The sequence below is a fragment of the Salipiger pentaromativorans genome (assembly GCF_024721115.1).
In the GTDB taxonomy this organism is placed as follows: domain Bacteria; phylum Pseudomonadota; class Alphaproteobacteria; order Rhodobacterales; family Rhodobacteraceae; genus Salipiger; species Salipiger pentaromativorans.
Window position 1 is genome coordinate 281,870 of record NZ_JAMDHK010000002.1, and the last position, 18,300, is coordinate 300,169.

Consider the following 18,300-nt stretch of genomic DNA (forward strand, 5'->3'; position numbering starts at 1 on the left):
TTGCCCACCGCGCACCGCCTTGAGGTCACGGCTGCATGCGCCCACTGTCCTCCGTTGCAAGGCGGCGCTATAAGGGGGCTCCTGACAACGCACCACAAGGGTGAAAGCGATGAAAGACATGAGCGATATTCCCGCGATCATGACCGAAATCGGCCGCCGCGCCAAGGCGGCCGCAGCCGAGCTCGCCTTCACCCCGCCAGCCCGCAAGACCGAAGCGCTGGAGGCTGCGGCAGACGCGGTCTGGGCGCGCCGGGCCGAGATTGTCGAGGCCAACAAGAAAGACCTCGAATTCGGTCGCGAGAAGGGGCTGACCGAGGCGATGATGGACCGGCTGCTTCTGAACGAGGAGCGGATCAAGGGCATCGTCGGCGGGCTCCGTGCCATCGCCGCGCAGAAGGATCCCGTGGGCGAGGTCATCGCCGAATGGGATCAGCCCTCGGGGCTGCATATCAAGCGCGTGCGCACGCCGCTGGGGGTCGTGGGGGTGATCTATGAATCGCGCCCCAACGTCACCGCCGATGCCGGGGCGCTCTGCCTCAAGGCGGGCAATGCGGTGATCCTGCGCGGCGGCTCGGAGAGCTTTCATTCCTCGCGCGCGATCCACGATTGCCTGATCGCGGGTCTGCAAAAGGCGGGGCTGCCGGAGGACGCGATCCAGCTCGTGCCGACGCGCGACCGTGCCGCCGTGAGCGAGCTGCTGACCATGACCGATTATGTGGACGTGATCGTGCCGCGCGGCGGCAAGGGGCTCGTTGGGCTGGTGCAGCGCGAGGCGCGGGTGCCGGTCTTCGCGCATCTCGAAGGCATCGTGCATATCTATATCGATCCGTCGGCGGATCCGGTGAAGGCGCTGAGCGTGGTGCTGAACGCCAAGACCCGCCGCACCGGCATCTGTGGCGCGGCAGAATGCCTGCTGATTCACGAGGATGCGGTCGATACCATCGGTCAGGGCGTGATCCGCGCGCTGATCGAGGCGGGGGTCGAGGTGCGCGCCGACGAGACGCTGCAAGCCATCGCCGGCACTGCCCAGGCCACCGAAGAGGACTGGGGGCGCGAGTATCTCGACAAGATCATCGCCGCCAAGGTGGTGGCGGACGAGGATGCGGCCATCGCCCATATCCGGCGCTACGGGTCCAATCACACCGACTGCATTCTGGCCGAGGACGAGGCGGCCATCGAGCGCTTTGTCGAGCGGGTGGACAGCGCCATCGTGATGGTCAACGCCTCGACGCAATTCGCCGATGGCGGCGAATTCGGGATGGGGGCCGAGATCGGCATCGCCACCGGCAAGATGCATGCGCGCGGCCCGGTGGGGGCCGAGCAGCTCACCTCGTTCAAATACGTGGTGCAGGCGGATGGCGCGCTGCGCCCGTAATGCGGGGCGCGGTCAGGCGATCTCGATCGTGACCGCCGCGTCGCCGGCATGAACCGTGAGCTTGCGCCCGCGTTCGGGCGCAAGCCGCGCCAGACAGGCGAATTGCACGCGCGCCGGGGTCAGATCGGCCCCGAGCCGCCGGCTCGAAAGCTGCTCCCACAGCGCGGGCTCGACGGCAAGCCGGGCGCCGGTGCCGCTGATCCGCCAGATCCCGGATTCTTGCGTGATCTGCACCCGCCCGCCCTGCGGCAGCGCGCTTTCGCAGCAGAGCATGGCGAGATAGGCAAGCTGCACCTCGGTGCGTTGCGAGTCGGTCTGCGGCAGCCAGTCCACCGATAGCCGGGTGCCGTTGCAATAGTTGCGCAGCACCTTCGCGGCCTCGCGCGGGCCGATCTTCTGATCGTCCGAGGCGCTGCCAAAGGCCACGCGGAAGAAACTGATCCGCGCGGCGGCCGAGGCGCAGCTCTGTTCGATGAGCGACATCTCTTCCGGGCCGGGCGTGCCGGCCAGCGCAATCAGTTCGAGCCCGTTCGAGATGGCGCCCACCGGGCTGACCAGATCGTGGCACAGGCGCGACCCTACCAGGGTGGCGATTCTGGCGGTATCGTCGGGCATCGGTGGCTCCTTCAGAACGGAACGGCAATGGAAGACCTTAACGCATTACTCGAACCCGGCATGCTGGTGTCGCATCCCGACCGTCCCGAATGGGGGATCGGGCAGGTGCAGTCCAACATTGGCGGGCGCATCACCGTCAATTTCCGCGAACAGGGCAAGGTGGTGATCGACGGCCGGCATGTCACCCTCCTGCCGGTGTTCGACGACTAACCTAGGCGCCGAGGTGTTTCGGAAAGGTTAACCCTCATCCCGCAACGAGGCGAGGACCGAAATCGGTTTCCCTCGGGCCCGGGGCGCATTATGAACCCGCGCAGGCGGGGCAAGAGGCAGGGATGGCGCTGGACGAGACGGATTTCACGGTGCGGCTTGCACGCGACGCGGCGGATATCGCGGCGGCCCAGCGGCTGCGCTACGAGGTCTTCGTCGAGGAGCTGGGCGGCAGCGGCGCGCTGGTCGATCACGAGAACCGGCTGGAGCGCGACCGGTTCGATCCGTTCTTCGATCATCTTCTGCTGACCGATGCCCGGCGCGGCGGCGCCGTGGTGGGGGTCTACCGGCTGCTGCGCGACGACCAGGCCGCGGCGGCGGGACAGTTTTATTCCGAGGACGAATACGATTTGACCCTGCTGCGCCGCTCGGGGCGGCGGCTGCTGGAGCTGGGGCGATCCTGCCTGCATCCCGATTACCGGGGCGGCACGGCGATGATGCATCTGTGGCAGGCGCTGGCCGAGTATGTGCGCGACCACGGGATCGAGCTGTTGTTCGGCACCGCCTCGTTCCACGGCACCGATGTGGCGCAACTGGCGCAGCCGCTGTCGCTGCTGCATCACCGCCATCTGGCGCCGCCGGCGCTGCGGGTGCGCTCGCGCCGGTTCCAGCGTATGGATCTGGTCCCCGAGGCCGAGATCGACCGGCGGCAGGCGATGCTCGAGGTGCCGGCGCTGATCAAGGGCTATCTGCGGCTTGGCGGCGTGGTGGGCGAGGGCGCCTATGTGGATCACGATTTCAACACCACCGACATCTGCCTGATCATGGATACCGCGCGGCTCAACGCCAAGGCGGCGGGGCTCTACACGCGGGGGCGCGGGTGAGCGGCCCGACCTGGCGCGGCGCGGCGCCGCCGGAAACGCGGCTTCGCGCTGCCGACTGGGGGCGGGTGATCTGGCGCGGCGGGTTGTTGGCGGGGGTGATCCTGCTGGGGCTGGCGCTGAAGCTGCTGCTGCGGCTCGTGGAGGCGCCGCTTTTCGGTCGGCGCCGTCCGGTGACGCCGTGGATCACCCAGGGCGTCTGCCGCGCGGCCTTTGTCATCCTGCGGATCCCGCTCGAGACGCGCGGGCCGCGTCTGGCCGGGCCGGGAGCGCTGGTGGCGAACCATTCCTCCTGGCTCGATATTTTCGCGCTGAACGCGCGGCGCAATGTCTATTTCGTTTCCAAGGCCGAGGTGGCGCGCTGGCCCCTGATCGGCTGGCTGGCGCGGGCCACGGGGACGGTGTTCATCACCCGTGACCCGCGCGAGGCCGCGGCCCAGAAGCGCGTCTTCGAGGAGCGGCTGCTGCACGGGCACCGCCTGCTGTTCTTCCCCGAGGGAACCTCGACGGACGGACAGAGGGTTCTTCCATTTAAGTCAACGCTTTTCGCGGCGTTCTTCACAGATAACTTGAAGCATGAAACGCAGCTTCAAGCGGTGACGGTGCTGTATCACGCGCCGCCGGGAGAGGATCCGCGCTACTATGGCTGGTGGGGCGATATGGATTTCGGCCCGCATCTGCTCAAGCTGCTGGGCGCGCGGCAGCGGGGCCGTGTGGAGCTGATCTATCATCCGCCGGTGCGGGTGGACGAACATCCCAACCGCAAGACTCTGGCGGCGCATCTGGAAGCGCAGGTGCGCGCGGCGCATCCCTACGGCAGCTAGCCGGGTCTCAGCCCATCGCGGCGATGAGGGTCTTCAATGCCGCCGCGGCGTCGTCCTCGGCCCAGATCTCCTCGCCGATGCCGAAGAAATCGGTGACCGGGGTGAGCGCGGTCACAAGCTCGGGGGTCAGCCCGCCCTCGGCGACCACGGGCAGTTCGATCATCTGCGACCACCACTCGAAGAGCTCGGGCGCGGCCAGCGTGCCATCGCCCAGCGAGGCGCCGCCCACGGGGCCGAAGGACACGTAATCGGCGCCGTTCTCGCCGGCGGTCATGCCGTCATGTTTCGAGGCGCCGCAGAAGGCGCCGACGATGGCATCGGCGCCCAGCTCCTTGCGCGCATGGCGCACCGAGCGCGACCCGTCGGTCAGATGCACCCCGTCGAGCCCCAGCCGCTGCGCCAGCACCACATGGGTGTCGATCACCAGCGCCACGTCATGGGCATGGGCCACCTCGCGCACCGCATCCGCCGCGCGCAGCAGCTTGTCTTCGTCGCGTGTGGCGAGCGCCAGGCGGATGCAGGCGATCTCGGCCGTGTCGAGCACCGCGGAGAGCCGCGCAGGAAAGGCGCTGAGATCGAACTCCGGCGGGGTGATGAGATAGAGCTGGGGCAGGTCGGTTTCGGCCATGGCGGGGCTCCTCGGGCGTGGTCCGGCCCCTATATCGCGTTAAACGGCGCGGTGCCAAGGGGTTACTTGGGCGGCAGGGTTGCCGTGAAATCCAGCGCCATGGTCAGAAGGCCGTCGCGGATCGCGTCGTCGGCCATGGCGTCTTTGCCGGCCTCGATAAAGCCGCCCATGCGCCGCCCGCCCATGATCGCGGGACCGACGCCGGGCAATGCCTGGGCCACGTCCTGCGCCGCCTTGCCGACCCGAAAGAGCCCGCCGGCGTTCCGGACGCCGCAGATCATATTGCCGTCGCGCAGAAAGCAGAGCGCGCCGAACATGCGTTTCTCGTCAAGCCCCGGAAGCCCGTCGAGCGCGTCGCGCAGGGTTTCGGCCAGCCCTTCGTCATAGGCCATAGGCGCTCCTGTCATCCGTTTGCACCGAGCTTAGCCGCCGGATGCCTCCGGCGGGGATATTTTCAGGCCAATGGAAGCGGGCTTGCCCTCGTTTTGCGGGGCCTTTACTCAGGCGGCGTTGATCATGGAGGGGCGATGCCCGGCGAACAGAGACAGCCTGCCTTTGTGCTGGTGCGGCCCCAGATGGGCGAGAATATCGGCGCGGCGGCGCGGGCGATGTGGAATTTCGGCCTCGACCGCATGCGGCTGGTGAGCCCGCGCGACGGCTGGCCCAACCCGTCCTCGGTGGCCATGGCCTCGGGCGCGGGGCGGTTGCTGGACGCTGCGGTGCTGAGCGAAGACGTGGCGGGCGCCCTGGGCGATTGCGATCTGGTCTTCGCCACCACGGCCCGGCAGCGCGGCATGACCAAGCCGGTCTATTCTCCGGAAGAGGCGATGCGCGAAGCGGCGGCGCGGATCGCTGCCGGAGGCCGGGTTGCGGTGATGTTCGGGCCCGAGCGCGCGGGGCTCGAAAACGCCGATGTGGCGCAGGCGAATGCGATCATCTCGGTGCCGGTGAACCCGGAATTCCCCTCGCTGAACCTTGCGCAATGCGTGCTGCTTTGCGCCTATGAGTGGCGCCGGGCGAGCACCGAGGTCGCCGCGCGGCGCGACGAGATGGCCGGGGCGGAATGGGCCAGCGGCATCGAGGTCGAGAAGCTCGCCGAGCATTACGAAGAGCGGCTGGAGGAGGCGGGGTTCTTTTTCCCCGACCACAAGGCGCCGGCGATGAAGCTGACGCTGCGCAACCTCTGGAGCCGCATGCCGCTGACGCGCGAGGATGTGCGCACGCTCCACGGGATCATGCGCCAGATGGTGCGCTGGAAGGAGCGCGGCTGAGCCTCTGGCCCCGGACCGCACTCCGGGGCGGGTTTCATCGCCGGGCCTGCGGCGATGCGGCCCCGGTGCGACGGCCGGGGCGGGGTTGAAGCGCCACGGGGGCGGCCCTATCGTCCGCCTTGGATCAAGGAGAGGGACATCATGGCCGAAAAGCGCAAGCTCTTCGAGGAGGTCGGCGCCGAGGCGCCCAGGGCACAGCCTGCGGGCGGCATGATCGACAAGGGCCGGGGCGGCGCGCGTGGCGCCATCCGGCTTTGGCTAATGGCGATCTTTGCGCTGGTCATGGCGATGATCGTGGTGGGCGGGCTGACCCGGCTCACCGATAGCGGGCTGTCGATCACCGAGTGGAAGCCCTTTACCGGGGCCCTGCCGCCGATGACCCAGACCGACTGGGAGGCGGAATTCGCGCTGTATCAGGAGATCCCGGAATTCCAGTTGCAGAACAACCAGATGACCCTGTCCGAGTTCAAGGGAATCTACTGGTGGGAATGGGGCCACCGGCAGCTTGGCCGGGTGATCGGGCTGGTCTGGGCCCTGGGCTTTTTCGGCTTTCTGGCGGCGCGCAAGATCCCCACGGGCTGGGCGGGGCGGCTGTTCGGCATCGGCGTGCTGGGCGGGGTGCAGGGCGCCATCGGCTGGTGGATGGTCTCCTCGGGGCTGCAAGGCGAGATGCTCGACGTGGCCTCTTACCGGCTGGCGACGCATCTGGGGCTCGCCTTCGTGATCCTCGGGCTCATTGCCTGGTATGTCTTCGCGCTTGGCCGCGAGGAACGCGATCTGATGCAGGCGCGGCGCGGGCGCGAGGCCAAGCTGTTCTCGATGGGCACGGGGCTGATGCATTTCGCCTTCTTGCAGATTCTGCTGGGCGCGCTGGTGGCGGGGATCGACGCCGGGCGCAGCTATACCGACTGGCCGCTGATGGCGGGCGGGGTCTTTCCGCCGCAGCCCTTCGATCTGGTGCCGCTCTGGCGCAACTTCTTCGAGGATCCGGGTCTGGTGCAGTTCATGCACCGCATGGCGGGTTATCTGCTGTTCATCTTCGGCCTCGTGACCTGGCTCAGGGCGCGCAAATCGCCCAATGCCGACACGCGGTTCCGCTTCAACGCGGTGATGGCGATGCTGGCGCTTCAAGTGGTGCTGGGCGTGGTCACCGTGCTCTATGTGGCGCAGATGCATATCGCCATCACCCACCAGATCGGCGCGATCGCGCTTTGGGTGCTGATCATCCGCGCGCGGTTCGGCGCGCAATATCCCAAGACCCAATCCATCCGGGGGAGTGTGAAATGAGTGCTTTTGATGCGTTGATGAGCTTTCAGCGGGAAACCGGCGCGCTGGCGCAGGTCGCTGGACGGCTGGGCTGGGATCAGGAGACGATGATGCCGCGCGGCGCCGCGGATCAGCGCGCCGAGGAGATGGCGGCGCTGGAATCGGTGCTGCACGCGCGCCGGACCGATCCGCGCGTGGGGCAGTGGCTGGAGGCCATCGACCCGGCGGCGCTGGACGCGGACGGGGCGGCGCAGATCCGGCACATCCGGCGGTCCTTCGAACGGGCGAACCGGGTGCCGGCCAGGCTCGCCGCCGATCTCGCGCGGCTCACCAGCCGGGCGCACCGGATCTGGGCGGAAGCCCGGGCCGACGACGATTTTGCCGCCTTCGCGCCGGTGCTCAAGGAGGTGGTGCAGCTCAAGCGCGAGGAAGGCGCGGCGCTGGCGGCGGGGGGCGATGTCTATGACGCGATGCTCGACGATTACGAGCCGGGCGCCACGGCCGCACAGCTTGAGGAGATGTTCGGGGCCCTGCGCCCGCGTCTCGTCGCGCTGCGGCAGGCGGTGCTGGAAAGGCCGCAGCCCAAGCCGCTGAGCGGGACTTTCGACGAGCAGGCGCAGATGAAGCTGGCGCGGCTGGTGGCCAAGACCTTCGGCTATGAGATGGCGCGCGGGCGGCTCGACAAATCGGTGCACCCCTTCACCTCGGGCTCTGGCGACGACGTGCGGATCACCACGCGGACCAATGCGCTCGACCCGTTCAACTGCCTGTATTCGACCATCCACGAGGTCGGCCACGGCTGTTACGAGCTGGCGATCCGCGGCGATTATCGCTTCACGCCGCTGGGGCAAGGCGTGTCCATGGGCGTGCATGAAAGCCAGAGCCGGATCTACGAGAACCAGCTTGGCCGTTCGCGCGCCTTCACCGCCTGGCTGTACGACCGGATGACCGAGCTTTTCGGCGATCTCGGTCTGGACGGGCCCGGGGCGTTCTATGCGGCGGTGAACCGGGTGCAGAACGGCTTTATCCGCACCGAGGCGGACGAGGTGCAGTACAACCTGCATGTTCTGCTGCGCTTCGATCTGGAGCGGGCGCTGATTTCGGGCGATCTCGAGGTGACCGATCTCGAAGCCGCCTGGAACGAGCGGTTCCTCAAGGATTTCGGCTTTGCGGTGGACAGGCCCTCGGACGGGGTGTTGCAGGATGTGCACTGGTCGGCGGGGCTGTTCGGCTATTTCCCGACCTACTCGCTGGGCAATGTCTATGCCGGCTGTCTGCACAAGGCGCTGCGCGCGGCGCAGCCCGATCTGGATGCGCAGATGGCGGCGGGCACGCTGTCCGGAGCGACGGACTGGCTGCGCGACCATGTGCAGCAATTCGGCGGGCTTTACGAGCCGCGCAGCGTGATCGAGATGGCTTGCGGCGAAGCGCCGACCGAGGCGCCGCTGCTCGATTATCTCGAAGAGAAGTTCGGCGCGATCTACAGCCTGTGACGGCGGTGCCCCGGCTCTTCCGGGGTGCGTCCTTTGTTCAACGCATCAGGAAGGTGGCGCAAGAGGTCATTTCAAAACAAAAAAAGGGCGGCCCAAAACACGGCCGCCCAGTCTTCGGGTGTTATCCGATTTTTGCTGCCGCGGGTGGCAGGGACGCAGATGGGGGCATCAGATCGCCCCGCGCCATCCCGCGCGCAGCATGCTGAACTTGCCGCCGCCAAAGATCACCAGAGGCAGGGCAAGCAGAACCACGAAGGCACTGTTGAGCAACGTGTCGGTGCTGGCCTGGTTCAGACCCGGGTTGACCACCTCGAGTCCGATATAGAGCGCCAGCCCCATGAGAGCGACAATGCGGGTGCGCACGCCGAACAACAGCCAGATGCTGACGGTTGCGAGAAGCGTGCAGAGCAGAGCGGTGGTCAGGCCGACATGGCGAGGAGAGATATACCAGCCGATCTGCATGGCGTCGGTGCGAAAGAATTCGCCCGCGACGGTATAGCCGAGGATCGCGGCCAACGCGACGCGCAGCGCGCACTGAAGCACGGAGAGTGTTTTGGTCATTGCCTGCTCGAATTTCTTCTTTTGGTTGTAGGCAACCTGTGCCAAAGCGTCGCAAGAGCCAAGATCGAATTCCGAAACGCTGCGCTTGCAAAAATGGAACTACTCGTTTGCGGCGCTCGCGGCGGTTGAATCCGCCAGATCCTCGAAACAGCAGACGATCCAATCCAGCGCGCGGCGGATGCCCGGATCGTTGCGGCGGCTTTCGTGGTAGAACAGCCAGAAATCCGAGATCCACGGCGCCATATCGGGGTCGAGCGGAACCATGCCGGGGATTTTCGCCGCCAGCAGATCGGGCAGCGGGCCGGGCAGGCGGGTCTCCTGCACGATTCTGGACAGGGCGACCAGGCTATCGACGCGAAGCTGGGGCGGGCAGCCAAAGGCTTCGTGTCCGAAGCGCATCTGCGGCGAGGCATCATGCGCCTCGCTGAGCCCGGCCCAGTCCGTCGTCAGTTCACGATCACGAAAGCGGTAGAAACGCGAGGCCATGCTGCCGATCTTGCGCGTGACGATCCGGCCCTGATCGGGGCGAGTTGTCTGGATCACCAGATCGTTTTCGCCCAGCCCCTCCTTGAACATCCGGTCGGAGAAGGTCAGCCGGACGCCCTCGAGCATCTTGTGATGCCGGGTCAGCCCGGGAAACAGGATGGCAGCGGTGACGACCGGCAGGCTGCCGATATTGATCGTGACCGGTTCCGAGGCGTTGTCCACCGCCTGGCTGTTCAGGGTCGCCTGAAGCTGGCCGTCGAAATGCTGGGCAAGCTGGATCAGCGACGAGACTGCGTCCGAGGGGCGCCAGCCGTCGCCGGTTTTGACGAAGGCAGGTTTGCCCAGTGTCTCCGACAGGCGGTCGATCCGGCGCGACACGGTGGCCGTGTTGGTGCCGAGGATCTTCGCGGCAGCGGTCATGGTTCCGGTTTTGGACAGCGCCACCAGAAAGCGCAGATCGTCCCAGTTGTTCATGTCTCGCGGTCGTTTTCATACGGTGAGAGGAGGCACACACAGAACACAGACCGCGCAACAGAGCGCGGCGAACGGAAAAACGCTTTTAAAGGGAGGGTCGGGGAGGGTTTTCCCCTAAAAGATGTTCCACTCGTAAACGTTTAGAGTGGGGTCGGCATTTTTGCAATCACGTTTTTTCGCATCTGCAAACAGGCGAAAACACGCCCTCGCCACGGCCTTGCGACCGGTGACTATTTTATCGGCAATGCGGGTGGCAGGAGGCAAGGGTGACGTGGCTGCCACCCCGCCGCCGCGGCGCGGGGTGTTGCAAGTCAGACCCGCCTGGTGGGATCTCAGCCGAACTGGGCGCCAAAGCTCTGGCGGTAGAGGGCCGAGAGCTCGTCAAGCGCGGCCTCGCTGCCGCCGAACTTCACCGACTGCCCGACGAAGCGCCCCACCGTCTGAAGGGTGACATCGGCCCGGCCGGCGGCGATCATCAGCGCCTCGGCGGCGTCGAAGCTGCAAGAGATCAGGTAGCGGCCCTGATCCTCGCCGAACAGCTCGGCGGTGTCGGCGCTGTCGATCTGCACGCCCACGCCCGAGGCTTCAGCCATCTCGAACGCCGCGAGCGCCAGCCCGCCGTCCGAAAGATCGGTGCAGCACTTGATCCAGTCGCGATTGGCGCGGATGAAGTCGCCGTTGCGCTTTTCCTCGGCCAGATCGACCGCGGGGGCGTCGCCTTCCTCGCGGTTGAACACCTCGGCCAGCAGGGCCGACTGGCCCAGATGGCTGCCGGTCGCGCCGAGTAGCAGCAGCACATGACCGTCGCGGGCATAGCCGAGGATCGGCTCTTCCCCGGCGGCGATGAGCCCCACCGCGCCGATGGTCGGTGTCGGCAGGATGCCCACGCCGTCGGTCTCGTTGTAAAGCGAGACGTTGCCCGAGACGATCGGCATGTCGAGTGCCTCGCAGGCCGCGCCGATGCCTTGCAACGCCTGAACGAATTGGCCCATGATCTCGGGCTTTTCGGGGTTGCCGAAGTTCAGGTTGTCGGTGGTGGCCAGCGGCAGCGCGCCCACGGCGGTCAGGTTGCGATAGGCTTCGGCCACCGCCTGCTTGCCGCCCTCGACCGGGTTCGCCTTGACGTAGCGCGGGGTCACATCCGAGGTGAAGGCCAGCTTCTTGTCGGTGCCATGCACGCGGATCACACCGGCGCCAAAGCCGGGGATGCGCATCGTGTCGGCCATGACCTGGCTATCGTATTGCTCGTAGACCCATTCGCGCGAGCAATAGTTGGGGCTCGCCAGAAGCGCCTTGAGCGCGTCGATGGGATCGACCTGCGGCACATCGGCCAGCTCTGCGGCGGGCTCGGAGGGCTCCCAGGGGCGGTCGTATTCGGGGGCGGAGGAGCTGAGGCGGGACAGCGGCACATCGGCCTTGCAGACGCCGTTGTGCATGATCAGGAAGCGGTCTTCGGCGATGGTCTCGCCGACCACCGCGAAATCCAGATCCCATTTCTCGAACACCGCGCGCGCCTCGGCCTCTTTCGAGGGGTCCAGCACCATGAGCATGCGCTCCTGGCTTTCCGAGAGCATCATCTCATAGGCGGTCATGTTGACTTCGCGCTGCGGGACCTTTTCCAGATCCAGCCGCACGCCCAGGCCGCCCTTGTCGCCCATCTCGACCGCCGAACAGGTGAGGCCAGCGGCCCCCATGTCCTGGATCGAGATCACCGCGCCGGTCATCATCAGCTCGAGCGTCGCTTCCATCAGGCGCTTTTCGGTGAACGGGTCGCCGACCTGAACGGTGGGGCGCTTTTCCTCGATGGTCTCGTCGAATTCGGCCGAGGCCATGGTGGCGCCGCCGACGCCGTCGCGGCCTGTCTTGGCGCCCAGATAGACCACCGGGCGTCCGACGCCGCTGGCCGCCGAGTAGAAGATCTTGTCCGTATCGGCGAGCCCCGCCGCGAAGGCGTTCACGAGGCAGTTGCCGTTATAGGCCGGGTGGAACCGCACCTCGCCCCCCACGGTGGGCACGCCAAAGCAGTTGCCGTAACCGCCCACACCCTCGACCACGCCATGCACCAGGCGCCGGGTCTTGGGGTGGTCCTTTTCACCGAAGCTGAGCGAGTTCATCGCCGCGATGGGCCGTGCGCCCATGGTGAAGACGTCGCGCAGGATGCCACCCACACCGGTCGCCGCGCCCTGATAGGGCTCGATGTAGGAGGGGTGGTTGTGGCTCTCCATCTTGAAGACCACCGCCTGACCGTCGCCGATATCCACCACGCCGGCGTTCTCGCCCGGGCCGCAGATCACCTGCGGGCCTTTGGTCGGCAGGTTGCGCAGATGGATCTTGGAAGATTTGTAGGAGCAGTGCTCGTTCCACATGGCCGAGAAGATGCCCAGCTCGGTGAACGAGGGCTCCCGGTTGAGAATTTGCAGGATGCGCGCGTATTCGTCCGGCTTGATGCCGTGCGCTTCGATCAGCTCTTCGGTGATGGCCGGTTCCTGCATGATCTTCCCCTCTGGCAGACTTGGCCGCTCTTTAAGCCATGGCCGGGGCAGGGGGAAGGGGGCGCGGGCGATCAGACGGCCATGGCGCCGAAGATCAGGGGCGCGTGGCGCTGAAAAGGTTCACCCGGGCGGGGATATGGCAGCCGTTTCCGTCGTCGAAGCGGCGGAACGCCTCTTTGACGCCCCGGTGAATCGCCGCGCGGTCGGCATCGGTGCCGCCCTTGTCGCGCAGATGGCGCGAGATCGGGCCGACGAACTGCGTCAGCTCCGCCGCCGCCTTATAGCCTTCGGGCACCTCCAGCGTCGTGTCGACGGTCTGTGCCGAGATATCCTTTGCCCCGGCCTCGGTCAGCAGGTCGATCACCCGGGCGGTATCGGCAAAGGCGGTGGGGCCGGGGCCGTGCGGATCGCCCGGGGCGGCCGGGCCCAGTCGCGCGACGGCAAGCTCCATGGGGATTCGGAACCAGGCGTTGTGCTCGGACGCGGCCCAGGCCGCAAAGACCAGCCGTCCGCCGGGGCGCAGATGCGCCAGGATGTTGCGGAAACCGGCGATGGGATCGGCAAAGAACATCAGACCGATGCGCGACACGCAAAGATCGAAGGGCGCGCCCTCATGCGCCCAGGTCTGGGCGTCCGCCACCAGGAAATCGGGGGCGCAGATCTGCACCGCCTCGGCGCGGTCACGCCCGACCCCGATGAGCGGCGCCGAGATGTCGAGCCCCAGCACATAGCCCGCTTCGCCCACATGCTGCCCCGCCGCGATGGCCACCGCGCCGGCCCCGCAACCGATGTCGACCACCCGCTCGCCGGGCTGCGGCTGCGCGGCCTCCAGAACGATCCGGGTGAGGTTGTCGTGCAGCGTGTCCAGCTCGCGATGAAGCCGCACCCAGTGCTGCCCGGGGCCGCTGCTCCAGAAGGCTTCCTGCGCGGCATTCGGGGCGGTGTCTGTCTCAGCCATGGCGAGTCTCCCTGTTGGCGCCAAGTCTACCCACGAATCCGGAGCCCGGCGCAAAAAAAAAGGCCGAGCACAAAGCTCGGCCGTAGTCCAACAGGGAGGTATGAAGATGATGCGCGCTAGGGCGCTTCAACCTTCATCTGCCGAATATGTTATCAGTTATGAGTCGATCAAGGACTAAGATGCCGCAACCGCAGCATTTCCGGTATGCGTGTGGCGCATGCCCCACACTTTTTGCGCGAAATCAGTCCGCGCCCATCGCCCGAAGTTGCCGGCGATGGGCAAAGATCTCGTCCTGCACGAAGTCGCGGAAGGCGGCCACGCGCTTGGAATGACGCAATTCTTCCGGGTAGGCGAGAAAGACCGGCACCTCGGTGCTTTCGACATCGGGCAGCACCCGGATCATCGAGGGGAAGTCCTCGATGATGTAATCGGGCAGCACGCCGATCCCGAGATTTGCGATCACCGACTGGAGCACACCGAAGTAATTGTTCACCGTCAGCGCGGTCTTGATGTCGTAGGTCAGCAGCTCCTGCACCAGCAGCTTGCCGGCGCTGACCTGGGCCGAGGCGGGATTCTGGCAGATCAGCCGGTGCTCCGAGAGCTCGTCCAGCGTCTGCGGCTCGCCGCGCTGCGCGATATAGTCGGGCGCGGCATACATGCGCATCTTGACCGACATCAGCCGCTTGCGGATCAGGTCCGCTTGGCTGGGTTCCTTCATGCGGATCGCCACATCGGCCTCGCGCATGGGCAGGTCGAGCACGCGCTCTTCCAGCATCAGGTCGATCTTGAGATCGGGGTATTTCTCGTAGAGCTTGGTCAGGCGGGGGGCCAGCCACAGCACGCCGAACCCGTGGGTGGTGGTGACCTTGAGCTCGCCGAACACCTCCTCCTCGCTGTCGCGGATGCGCGCGGTGGCGGCGTCGATGCGTTTGACCATGGCGGCGGTGGCGTCGAACAGCAGCTCGCCCTGTTCGGTGAGAATCAGCCCGCGGGCATGACGGTGGAACAGCGTCGTGTTGAGCGATTCCTCCAGCGAGCGGATCTGCCGTGACACGGCCGATTGCGACAGATGCAGGGCGTCGCCCGCATGGGTCAGACTGCCGGCATCGGCCACCGCGTGAAAGATTCTTAGCTTGTCCCAGTCCATAGCTTTACCAATTCCGGATTGCGGGCCCTGTATACGACACAATGCACTAATGGGAACCTATGGTTTCGTAAGCGGGCAAATTCACGAAAAATTCCCTGTTATGGTCAGCTATTTTGACCTATTCTTGCGCTATACTGCCCAAGTGATGAGCGTTGGGAGGCGCACATGACCAAGCAAGACATCTCACTCGACGACCGCTTCAACCTTGAGAAGAGCCCGGTGCTGCTGAACGGCACCCAGGCCCTGGTCCGGCTGATGTTGATCCAGAAGGCGCGCGACCGCGCGGCGGGGCTCAACACCGCGGGGTTCGTGACCGGCTATCGCGGTTCGCCGCTGGGCGCGGTGGATATCCAGATGCACCGCGCGGAAAAGTCTTTGAAGGCCAATGACATTCTCTTTCAGGAAGGGCTGAACGAGGATCTGGCGGCCACCGCGCTCTGGGGCTCGCAGCAGGCCGAGCTGCGTGGCGAAGGCAGGTTCGACGGGGTCTTCGGGCTCTGGTACGGCAAGGGGCCGGGGGTGGACCGTTCGGGCGATGTGATGCGCCACGCCAATATGGCGGGCACGTCGAAACATGGCGGCGTGCTGATGGCGATGGGCGACGACCATACCGGCGAAAGCTCGACGGTGCTGCACCAGTCGGAATGGGCGCTGGTCGATGCCTATATGCCGGTGGTCTCGCCGGCGGGCGTTCAGGAGGTGCTGGATTACGGCGTCTACGGCTATGCGCTGTCGCGGTTCGCCGGGGTCTGGGTCGGGCTGAAGACCATGAAGGACACGGTCGAGGCCACGGCGGTGGTCGATGGCCGCGCCGACCGGATGTCCCTGGTCGTGCCCGAGTTCGACATGCCGCCGGGCGGGCTGAACATCCGGCTTGGCGACACGCCGCACACGCAGGAAGCGCGGATCATCGACTACAAGCGCTTTGCGGCAGAGGCGTTTTCGCATGCCAACCGCATGGACAGGCGCGTCTGGGGCAAGCCCGGCGCCAAGATCGGCTTTGTCGCGGCGGGCAAGAACTGGCTCGATCTGCAACATGCGCTGGCGCTTCTGGGCATCGACGAGGCCGAGGCCGAGCGGCTGGGCATCACCACCTACAAGGTCGGGCAGGTCTTTCCGCTGGACATGCGCGGCTTTCACGACTGGGCCGAGGGGCTCGACCTCATCGTGGTGGTCGAGGAAAAGCGCAAGCTCATCGAGGTGCAGGTCAAGGAGGCGATCTTTGACGACCGCCGGGGCCGGCGGGTCTATGGCTGGCACAAGGGCGGCGGCGCGGGCTCGATGCACGGGCCGGAGCTGTTCCAGACCAAATCGGCGCTCGACCCGATCATGATCGCCGAGCGGCTGGGCACCATTCTCATCGAGGAAGGCCGCAGCACCGACCGCATCAAGGCGGCGATGCAATCGCTTGACGAGGCCCGGAAATCGGACAACGCCGAGGACATCGCGGCGCGGCTTCCCTATTTCTGTTCCGGCTGCCCGCACAACAGCTCGACCAAGGTGCCCGAGGGCAGCCGCGCCTATGCGGGGATCGGCTGTCACTACATGGTGCAGTGGATGGATCGCGAGACCACGGGCTTCACCCATATGGGCGGCGAAGGGGCGAACTGGATCGGCGAGGCACCGTTTTCGACCCGCAAGCATGTGTTCCAGAACCTCGGCGACGGCACGTACAACCATTCCGGCGTGCAGGCGATCCGCGCGGCGCTCGCTGCGGGCACCACCATCACCTACAAGATCCTCTTCAACGATGCCGTGGCGATGACCGGCGGACAGGCGAATGAAGGCGGGCTCACCGCCGACCGCATCGCCCATGAGCTGACCGCCATGGGGGTCAAAAACCTCGCCGTGGTCTATGACGAGAAGGAAGAGATCGACTTCGGGAAGTTCCCGCAGGGTATTGAAAAGCATGAGCGTTCCGAGATGGACGCGGTGCAGAAGCGCTTTGCCGGGATCGAGGGCGTGTCGGCCATCGTCTATATCCAGACCTGTGCCGCCGAAAAGCGCCGCCGCCGCAAGCGCGGCACCTTTCCCGACCCGGACAAGCGGGTGTTCATCAACACCGATGTCTGCGAGGGCTGCGGCGATTGCGGGGTGCAGTCGAACTGCGTCTCCATCGTGCCGGCGGAAACCGAACTGGGCCGCAAACGTGCCATCGACCAGTCGAGCTGCAACAAGGATTTCTCATGCCTGAAAGGGTTTTGCCCGTCCTTCGTCACGCTGGAGGGGGCAAAGATCCGCAAGGCGGAAACCGCGTCGCTGGATCTTCCGCACCTGCCGATGCCCAAGCTGCCGAAGATCGACGGCACCCATAACGTGGTGATCACCGGGGTCGGCGGCACCGGCGTGGTGACCATCGGTGCGGTGCTGGCGCAGGCGGCGCAGATCGCCGGCCTGGGCGCGGGCATGATGGAGATGGCGGGGCTCGCGCAGAAGGGCGGCGCGGTGCATATTCACCTGCGGCTGGCCAAACGCCCCGAGGACATCTCGGCGGTGCGCGTGGCCATCGGCGAGGCCGATGCGCTGATCGGCGGCGATCTGGTGGTGAGCGCCGGGGCCAAGACGCTGGGTCTGACCCGCGCGGGCCGCACCGGCGCGGTGGTCAACAGCCACGAGATCATCACCGGCGAGTTCACCCGCGACACCGAGTTCGCGCTGCCCTTCGACCGGCTGAAACTGGCGCTGGAGGCGCGTCTGCGCGCCCGTGTGATGCTGTTCGACGCGACCGAGCTGGCGCGCGCGACGCTGGGCGACTCGATCTTTTCCAACATGATGATCCTTGGCGCCGCCTGGCAGCGGGGGCTCGTGCCGCTGCCACATGACGCGATCACCGAGGCGGTGCGCCTCAACGGCGCGGCGGTGGAGCGCAACCTGCGCGCCTTCGAGATCGGCCGCTGGGCGGTGCTGCACCCGGAAGAGGCGGCGCGGCTGGCCGCGCCGAAACTTGTCGAGAAACCCAGGACGCTGGAGCAGAAGATCGCCTTCCGCGAGAACCATCTGATCGCCTATCAGGGCAAGCGGCTGGCAAAGCGCTATCGTCGGATGCTTGACCGGATCGAGGATCCGCGACTCCGTGAGGCCGTGGCAAAAGGCTATCACAAGCTCTTGACCTACAAGGATGAATACGAGGTCGCGCGGCTGCATCTCGCAACCCGGGAGAAGGCGCGGGCGAGTTTCGAGGACGGGTTCCGGATGTCCTTTCACCTGGCGCCGCCGCTGCTTTCGAAGACCGGCGCCGACGGGCGTCCGGTGAAAAAGCAATATGGCGAAGGGATGCTGCGGGCCTTCCGCCTTCTGGCACGGATGAAGGGGCTGCGCGGCACGCCGCTCGACCCGTTCGGACGCACCGCCGAGCGCCGGATGGAGCGGGCGCTGATCGCGCAATACGAGCGCGACATGGACGAGATCCTGCCGCATGTGACGCCGGAAACCCTCGAACCCGCCGTGGCGCTGGCGGCGCTGCCGCTGAGCATCCGGGGCTTCGGCCCGGTCAAGGAGGCCAACGAACGCGAGGCCGCCAAGCGCCGCGAAGAGCTGCTGGCGGCGATCCGCGCCGGCGGGGCGCCTCTGGCGCGCGCGGCGGAATAGACCCGCGGCGTCTGTCGGAATGGATTTTTCCGGC

The 18,300-nt window shown here is 66.4% G+C and carries 16 protein-coding genes; 8 read left to right on the plus strand and 8 right to left on the minus strand.

Features of this window, described 5'->3' with window-relative positions:
* Nucleotides 1–109: 109 nt before the first annotated feature.
* A complete protein-coding gene (locus M4578_RS04510) occupies nucleotides 110–1,375 on the plus strand; it encodes a glutamate-5-semialdehyde dehydrogenase (RefSeq protein WP_258092248.1) in 1,266 nt (421 codons plus the stop codon).
* Between the two features lie 12 nt (nucleotides 1,376–1,387).
* Here M4578_RS04510 and M4578_RS04515 read toward each other — a convergent pair whose 3' ends face one another.
* Entirely contained in the window at nucleotides 1,388–1,990 is a 603-nt protein-coding gene (locus M4578_RS04515; RefSeq protein ID WP_258092249.1) for a histidine phosphotransferase family protein, read from the minus strand.
* A 27-nt stretch (nucleotides 1,991–2,017) separates the two neighbouring features.
* On the opposite strand from M4578_RS04515, the gene M4578_RS04520 reads away from it, so the two are divergent.
* The 3 genes from M4578_RS04520 to olsA all read left to right on the plus strand — a co-directional run bounded on the left by M4578_RS04520 (nucleotide 2,018) and on the right by olsA (nucleotide 3,902).
* Nucleotides 2,018–2,200: a DUF3553 domain-containing protein gene (locus M4578_RS04520; protein WP_258092250.1), complete on the plus strand. Its 183-nt coding sequence runs from the start codon at nucleotides 2,018–2,020 to the stop codon at nucleotides 2,198–2,200.
* A gap of 122 nt (nucleotides 2,201–2,322) precedes the next feature.
* Nucleotides 2,323–3,081 (plus strand): L-ornithine N(alpha)-acyltransferase, encoded by a 759-nt coding sequence (gene olsB, locus M4578_RS04525; RefSeq protein ID WP_258092251.1) that lies wholly within the window; start codon nucleotides 2,323–2,325, stop codon nucleotides 3,079–3,081.
* On the plus strand, nucleotides 3,078–3,902 hold the full coding sequence (olsA, locus tag M4578_RS04530; RefSeq protein WP_258092252.1) for a lyso-ornithine lipid O-acyltransferase: 825 nt from the start codon (nucleotides 3,078–3,080) through the stop codon (nucleotides 3,900–3,902). The genes olsB and olsA overlap by 4 nt, the downstream gene beginning before the upstream one ends.
* Nucleotides 3,903–3,909: 7 nt before the next feature.
* Here the strand turns inward: olsA and M4578_RS04535 are convergent, their stop codons facing one another.
* Both M4578_RS04535 and M4578_RS04540 read right to left on the minus strand, forming a co-directional pair.
* Nucleotides 3,910–4,530: a thiamine phosphate synthase gene (locus M4578_RS04535; protein ID WP_258092253.1), complete on the minus strand. Its 621-nt coding sequence runs from the start codon at nucleotides 4,528–4,530 to the stop codon at nucleotides 3,910–3,912.
* A gap of 62 nt (nucleotides 4,531–4,592) precedes the next feature.
* A complete protein-coding gene (locus tag M4578_RS04540) occupies nucleotides 4,593–4,922 on the minus strand; it encodes a TfoX/Sxy family protein (RefSeq protein ID WP_258092254.1) in 330 nt (109 codons plus the stop codon).
* Between the two features lie 135 nt (nucleotides 4,923–5,057).
* Between M4578_RS04540 and M4578_RS04545 the strand changes: the two genes are divergently transcribed.
* The 3 genes from M4578_RS04545 (at nucleotide 5,058) to M4578_RS04555 (ending at nucleotide 8,560) form a co-directional block, all read left to right on the plus strand.
* On the plus strand, nucleotides 5,058–5,801 hold the full coding sequence (locus M4578_RS04545; protein ID WP_258092255.1) for an RNA methyltransferase: 744 nt from the start codon (nucleotides 5,058–5,060) through the stop codon (nucleotides 5,799–5,801).
* Nucleotides 5,802–5,942: 141 nt separating this feature from the next.
* A complete protein-coding gene (gene ctaA, locus M4578_RS04550; protein WP_258092256.1) occupies nucleotides 5,943–7,088 on the plus strand; it encodes a heme A synthase in 1,146 nt (381 codons plus the stop codon).
* Nucleotides 7,085–8,560 carry a carboxypeptidase M32 gene (locus M4578_RS04555; protein ID WP_258092257.1) on the plus strand — a complete coding sequence of 492 codons (1,476 nt, stop codon included), beginning with the start codon at nucleotides 7,085–7,087 and terminating at the stop codon, nucleotides 8,558–8,560. Before ctaA ends, M4578_RS04555 begins: the two co-directional genes overlap by 4 nt.
* A gap of 168 nt (nucleotides 8,561–8,728) precedes the next feature.
* Here M4578_RS04555 and M4578_RS04560 read toward each other — a convergent pair whose 3' ends face one another.
* The 5 genes from M4578_RS04560 to M4578_RS04580 form a co-directional block, all read right to left on the minus strand.
* Nucleotides 8,729–9,121, minus strand: a complete 393-nt coding sequence (locus tag M4578_RS04560; RefSeq protein ID WP_258092258.1) for a hypothetical protein — start codon at nucleotides 9,119–9,121, stop codon at nucleotides 8,729–8,731.
* A 99-nt stretch (nucleotides 9,122–9,220) separates the two neighbouring features.
* A complete protein-coding gene (locus tag M4578_RS04565; protein WP_258092259.1) occupies nucleotides 9,221–10,081 on the minus strand; it encodes a LysR family transcriptional regulator in 861 nt (286 codons plus the stop codon).
* Nucleotides 10,082–10,413: 332 nt separating this feature from the next.
* Nucleotides 10,414–12,573: a phosphoribosylformylglycinamidine synthase subunit PurL gene (purL, locus tag M4578_RS04570; protein ID WP_258092260.1), complete on the minus strand. Its 2,160-nt coding sequence runs from the start codon at nucleotides 12,571–12,573 to the stop codon at nucleotides 10,414–10,416.
* Nucleotides 12,574–12,667: 94 nt separating this feature from the next.
* On the minus strand, nucleotides 12,668–13,531 hold the full coding sequence (locus M4578_RS04575; protein WP_258092261.1) for a class I SAM-dependent methyltransferase: 864 nt from the start codon (nucleotides 13,529–13,531) through the stop codon (nucleotides 12,668–12,670).
* 241 nt (nucleotides 13,532–13,772) lie between these two features.
* Nucleotides 13,773–14,678, minus strand: coding sequence for a LysR family transcriptional regulator (locus M4578_RS04580; RefSeq protein ID WP_258092262.1), 906 nt, complete (start codon nucleotides 14,676–14,678; stop codon nucleotides 13,773–13,775).
* A gap of 165 nt (nucleotides 14,679–14,843) precedes the next feature.
* Between M4578_RS04580 and M4578_RS04585 the strand changes: the two genes are divergently transcribed.
* The gene (locus M4578_RS04585) at nucleotides 14,844–18,266 is read left to right on the plus strand and encodes an indolepyruvate ferredoxin oxidoreductase family protein (RefSeq protein WP_258092263.1); all 3,423 of its coding nucleotides are present in this window, start codon (nucleotides 14,844–14,846) and stop codon (nucleotides 18,264–18,266) included.
* Nucleotides 18,267–18,300 lie beyond the last annotated feature (34 nt).

What these genes read in the sequence shown, in the direction of transcription:
- M4578_RS04515 (WP_258092249.1), bottom strand. Translation starts at nt 1,990, where the DNA reads ATGCCCGACGATACCGCCAGAATCGCCACCCTGGTAGGGTCGCGCCTG.
- purL (WP_258092260.1), bottom strand. Translation starts at nt 12,573, where the DNA reads ATGCAGGAACCGGCCATCACCGAAGAGCTGATCGAAGCGCACGGCATC.
- M4578_RS04580 (WP_258092262.1), bottom strand. Translation starts at nt 14,678, where the DNA reads ATGGACTGGGACAAGCTAAGAATCTTTCACGCGGTGGCCGATGCCGGC.
- olsB (WP_258092251.1), top strand. Translation starts at nt 2,323, where the DNA reads ATGGCGCTGGACGAGACGGATTTCACGGTGCGGCTTGCACGCGACGCG.
- ctaA (WP_258092256.1), top strand. Translation starts at nt 5,943, where the DNA reads ATGGCCGAAAAGCGCAAGCTCTTCGAGGAGGTCGGCGCCGAGGCGCCC.
- M4578_RS04565 (WP_258092259.1), bottom strand. Translation starts at nt 10,081, where the DNA reads ATGAACAACTGGGACGATCTGCGCTTTCTGGTGGCGCTGTCCAAAACC.
- M4578_RS04545 (WP_258092255.1), top strand. Translation starts at nt 5,058, where the DNA reads ATGCCCGGCGAACAGAGACAGCCTGCCTTTGTGCTGGTGCGGCCCCAG.
- M4578_RS04585 (WP_258092263.1), top strand. Translation starts at nt 14,844, where the DNA reads ATGACCAAGCAAGACATCTCACTCGACGACCGCTTCAACCTTGAGAAG.
- M4578_RS04510 (WP_258092248.1), top strand. Translation starts at nt 110, where the DNA reads ATGAAAGACATGAGCGATATTCCCGCGATCATGACCGAAATCGGCCGC.
- M4578_RS04535 (WP_258092253.1), bottom strand. Translation starts at nt 4,530, where the DNA reads ATGGCCGAAACCGACCTGCCCCAGCTCTATCTCATCACCCCGCCGGAG.
- M4578_RS04575 (WP_258092261.1), bottom strand. Translation starts at nt 13,531, where the DNA reads ATGGCTGAGACAGACACCGCCCCGAATGCCGCGCAGGAAGCCTTCTGG.
- M4578_RS04560 (WP_258092258.1), bottom strand. Translation starts at nt 9,121, where the DNA reads ATGACCAAAACACTCTCCGTGCTTCAGTGCGCGCTGCGCGTCGCGTTG.
- M4578_RS04540 (WP_258092254.1), bottom strand. Translation starts at nt 4,922, where the DNA reads ATGGCCTATGACGAAGGGCTGGCCGAAACCCTGCGCGACGCGCTCGAC.
- M4578_RS04520 (WP_258092250.1), top strand. Translation starts at nt 2,018, where the DNA reads ATGGAAGACCTTAACGCATTACTCGAACCCGGCATGCTGGTGTCGCAT.
- M4578_RS04555 (WP_258092257.1), top strand. Translation starts at nt 7,085, where the DNA reads ATGAGTGCTTTTGATGCGTTGATGAGCTTTCAGCGGGAAACCGGCGCG.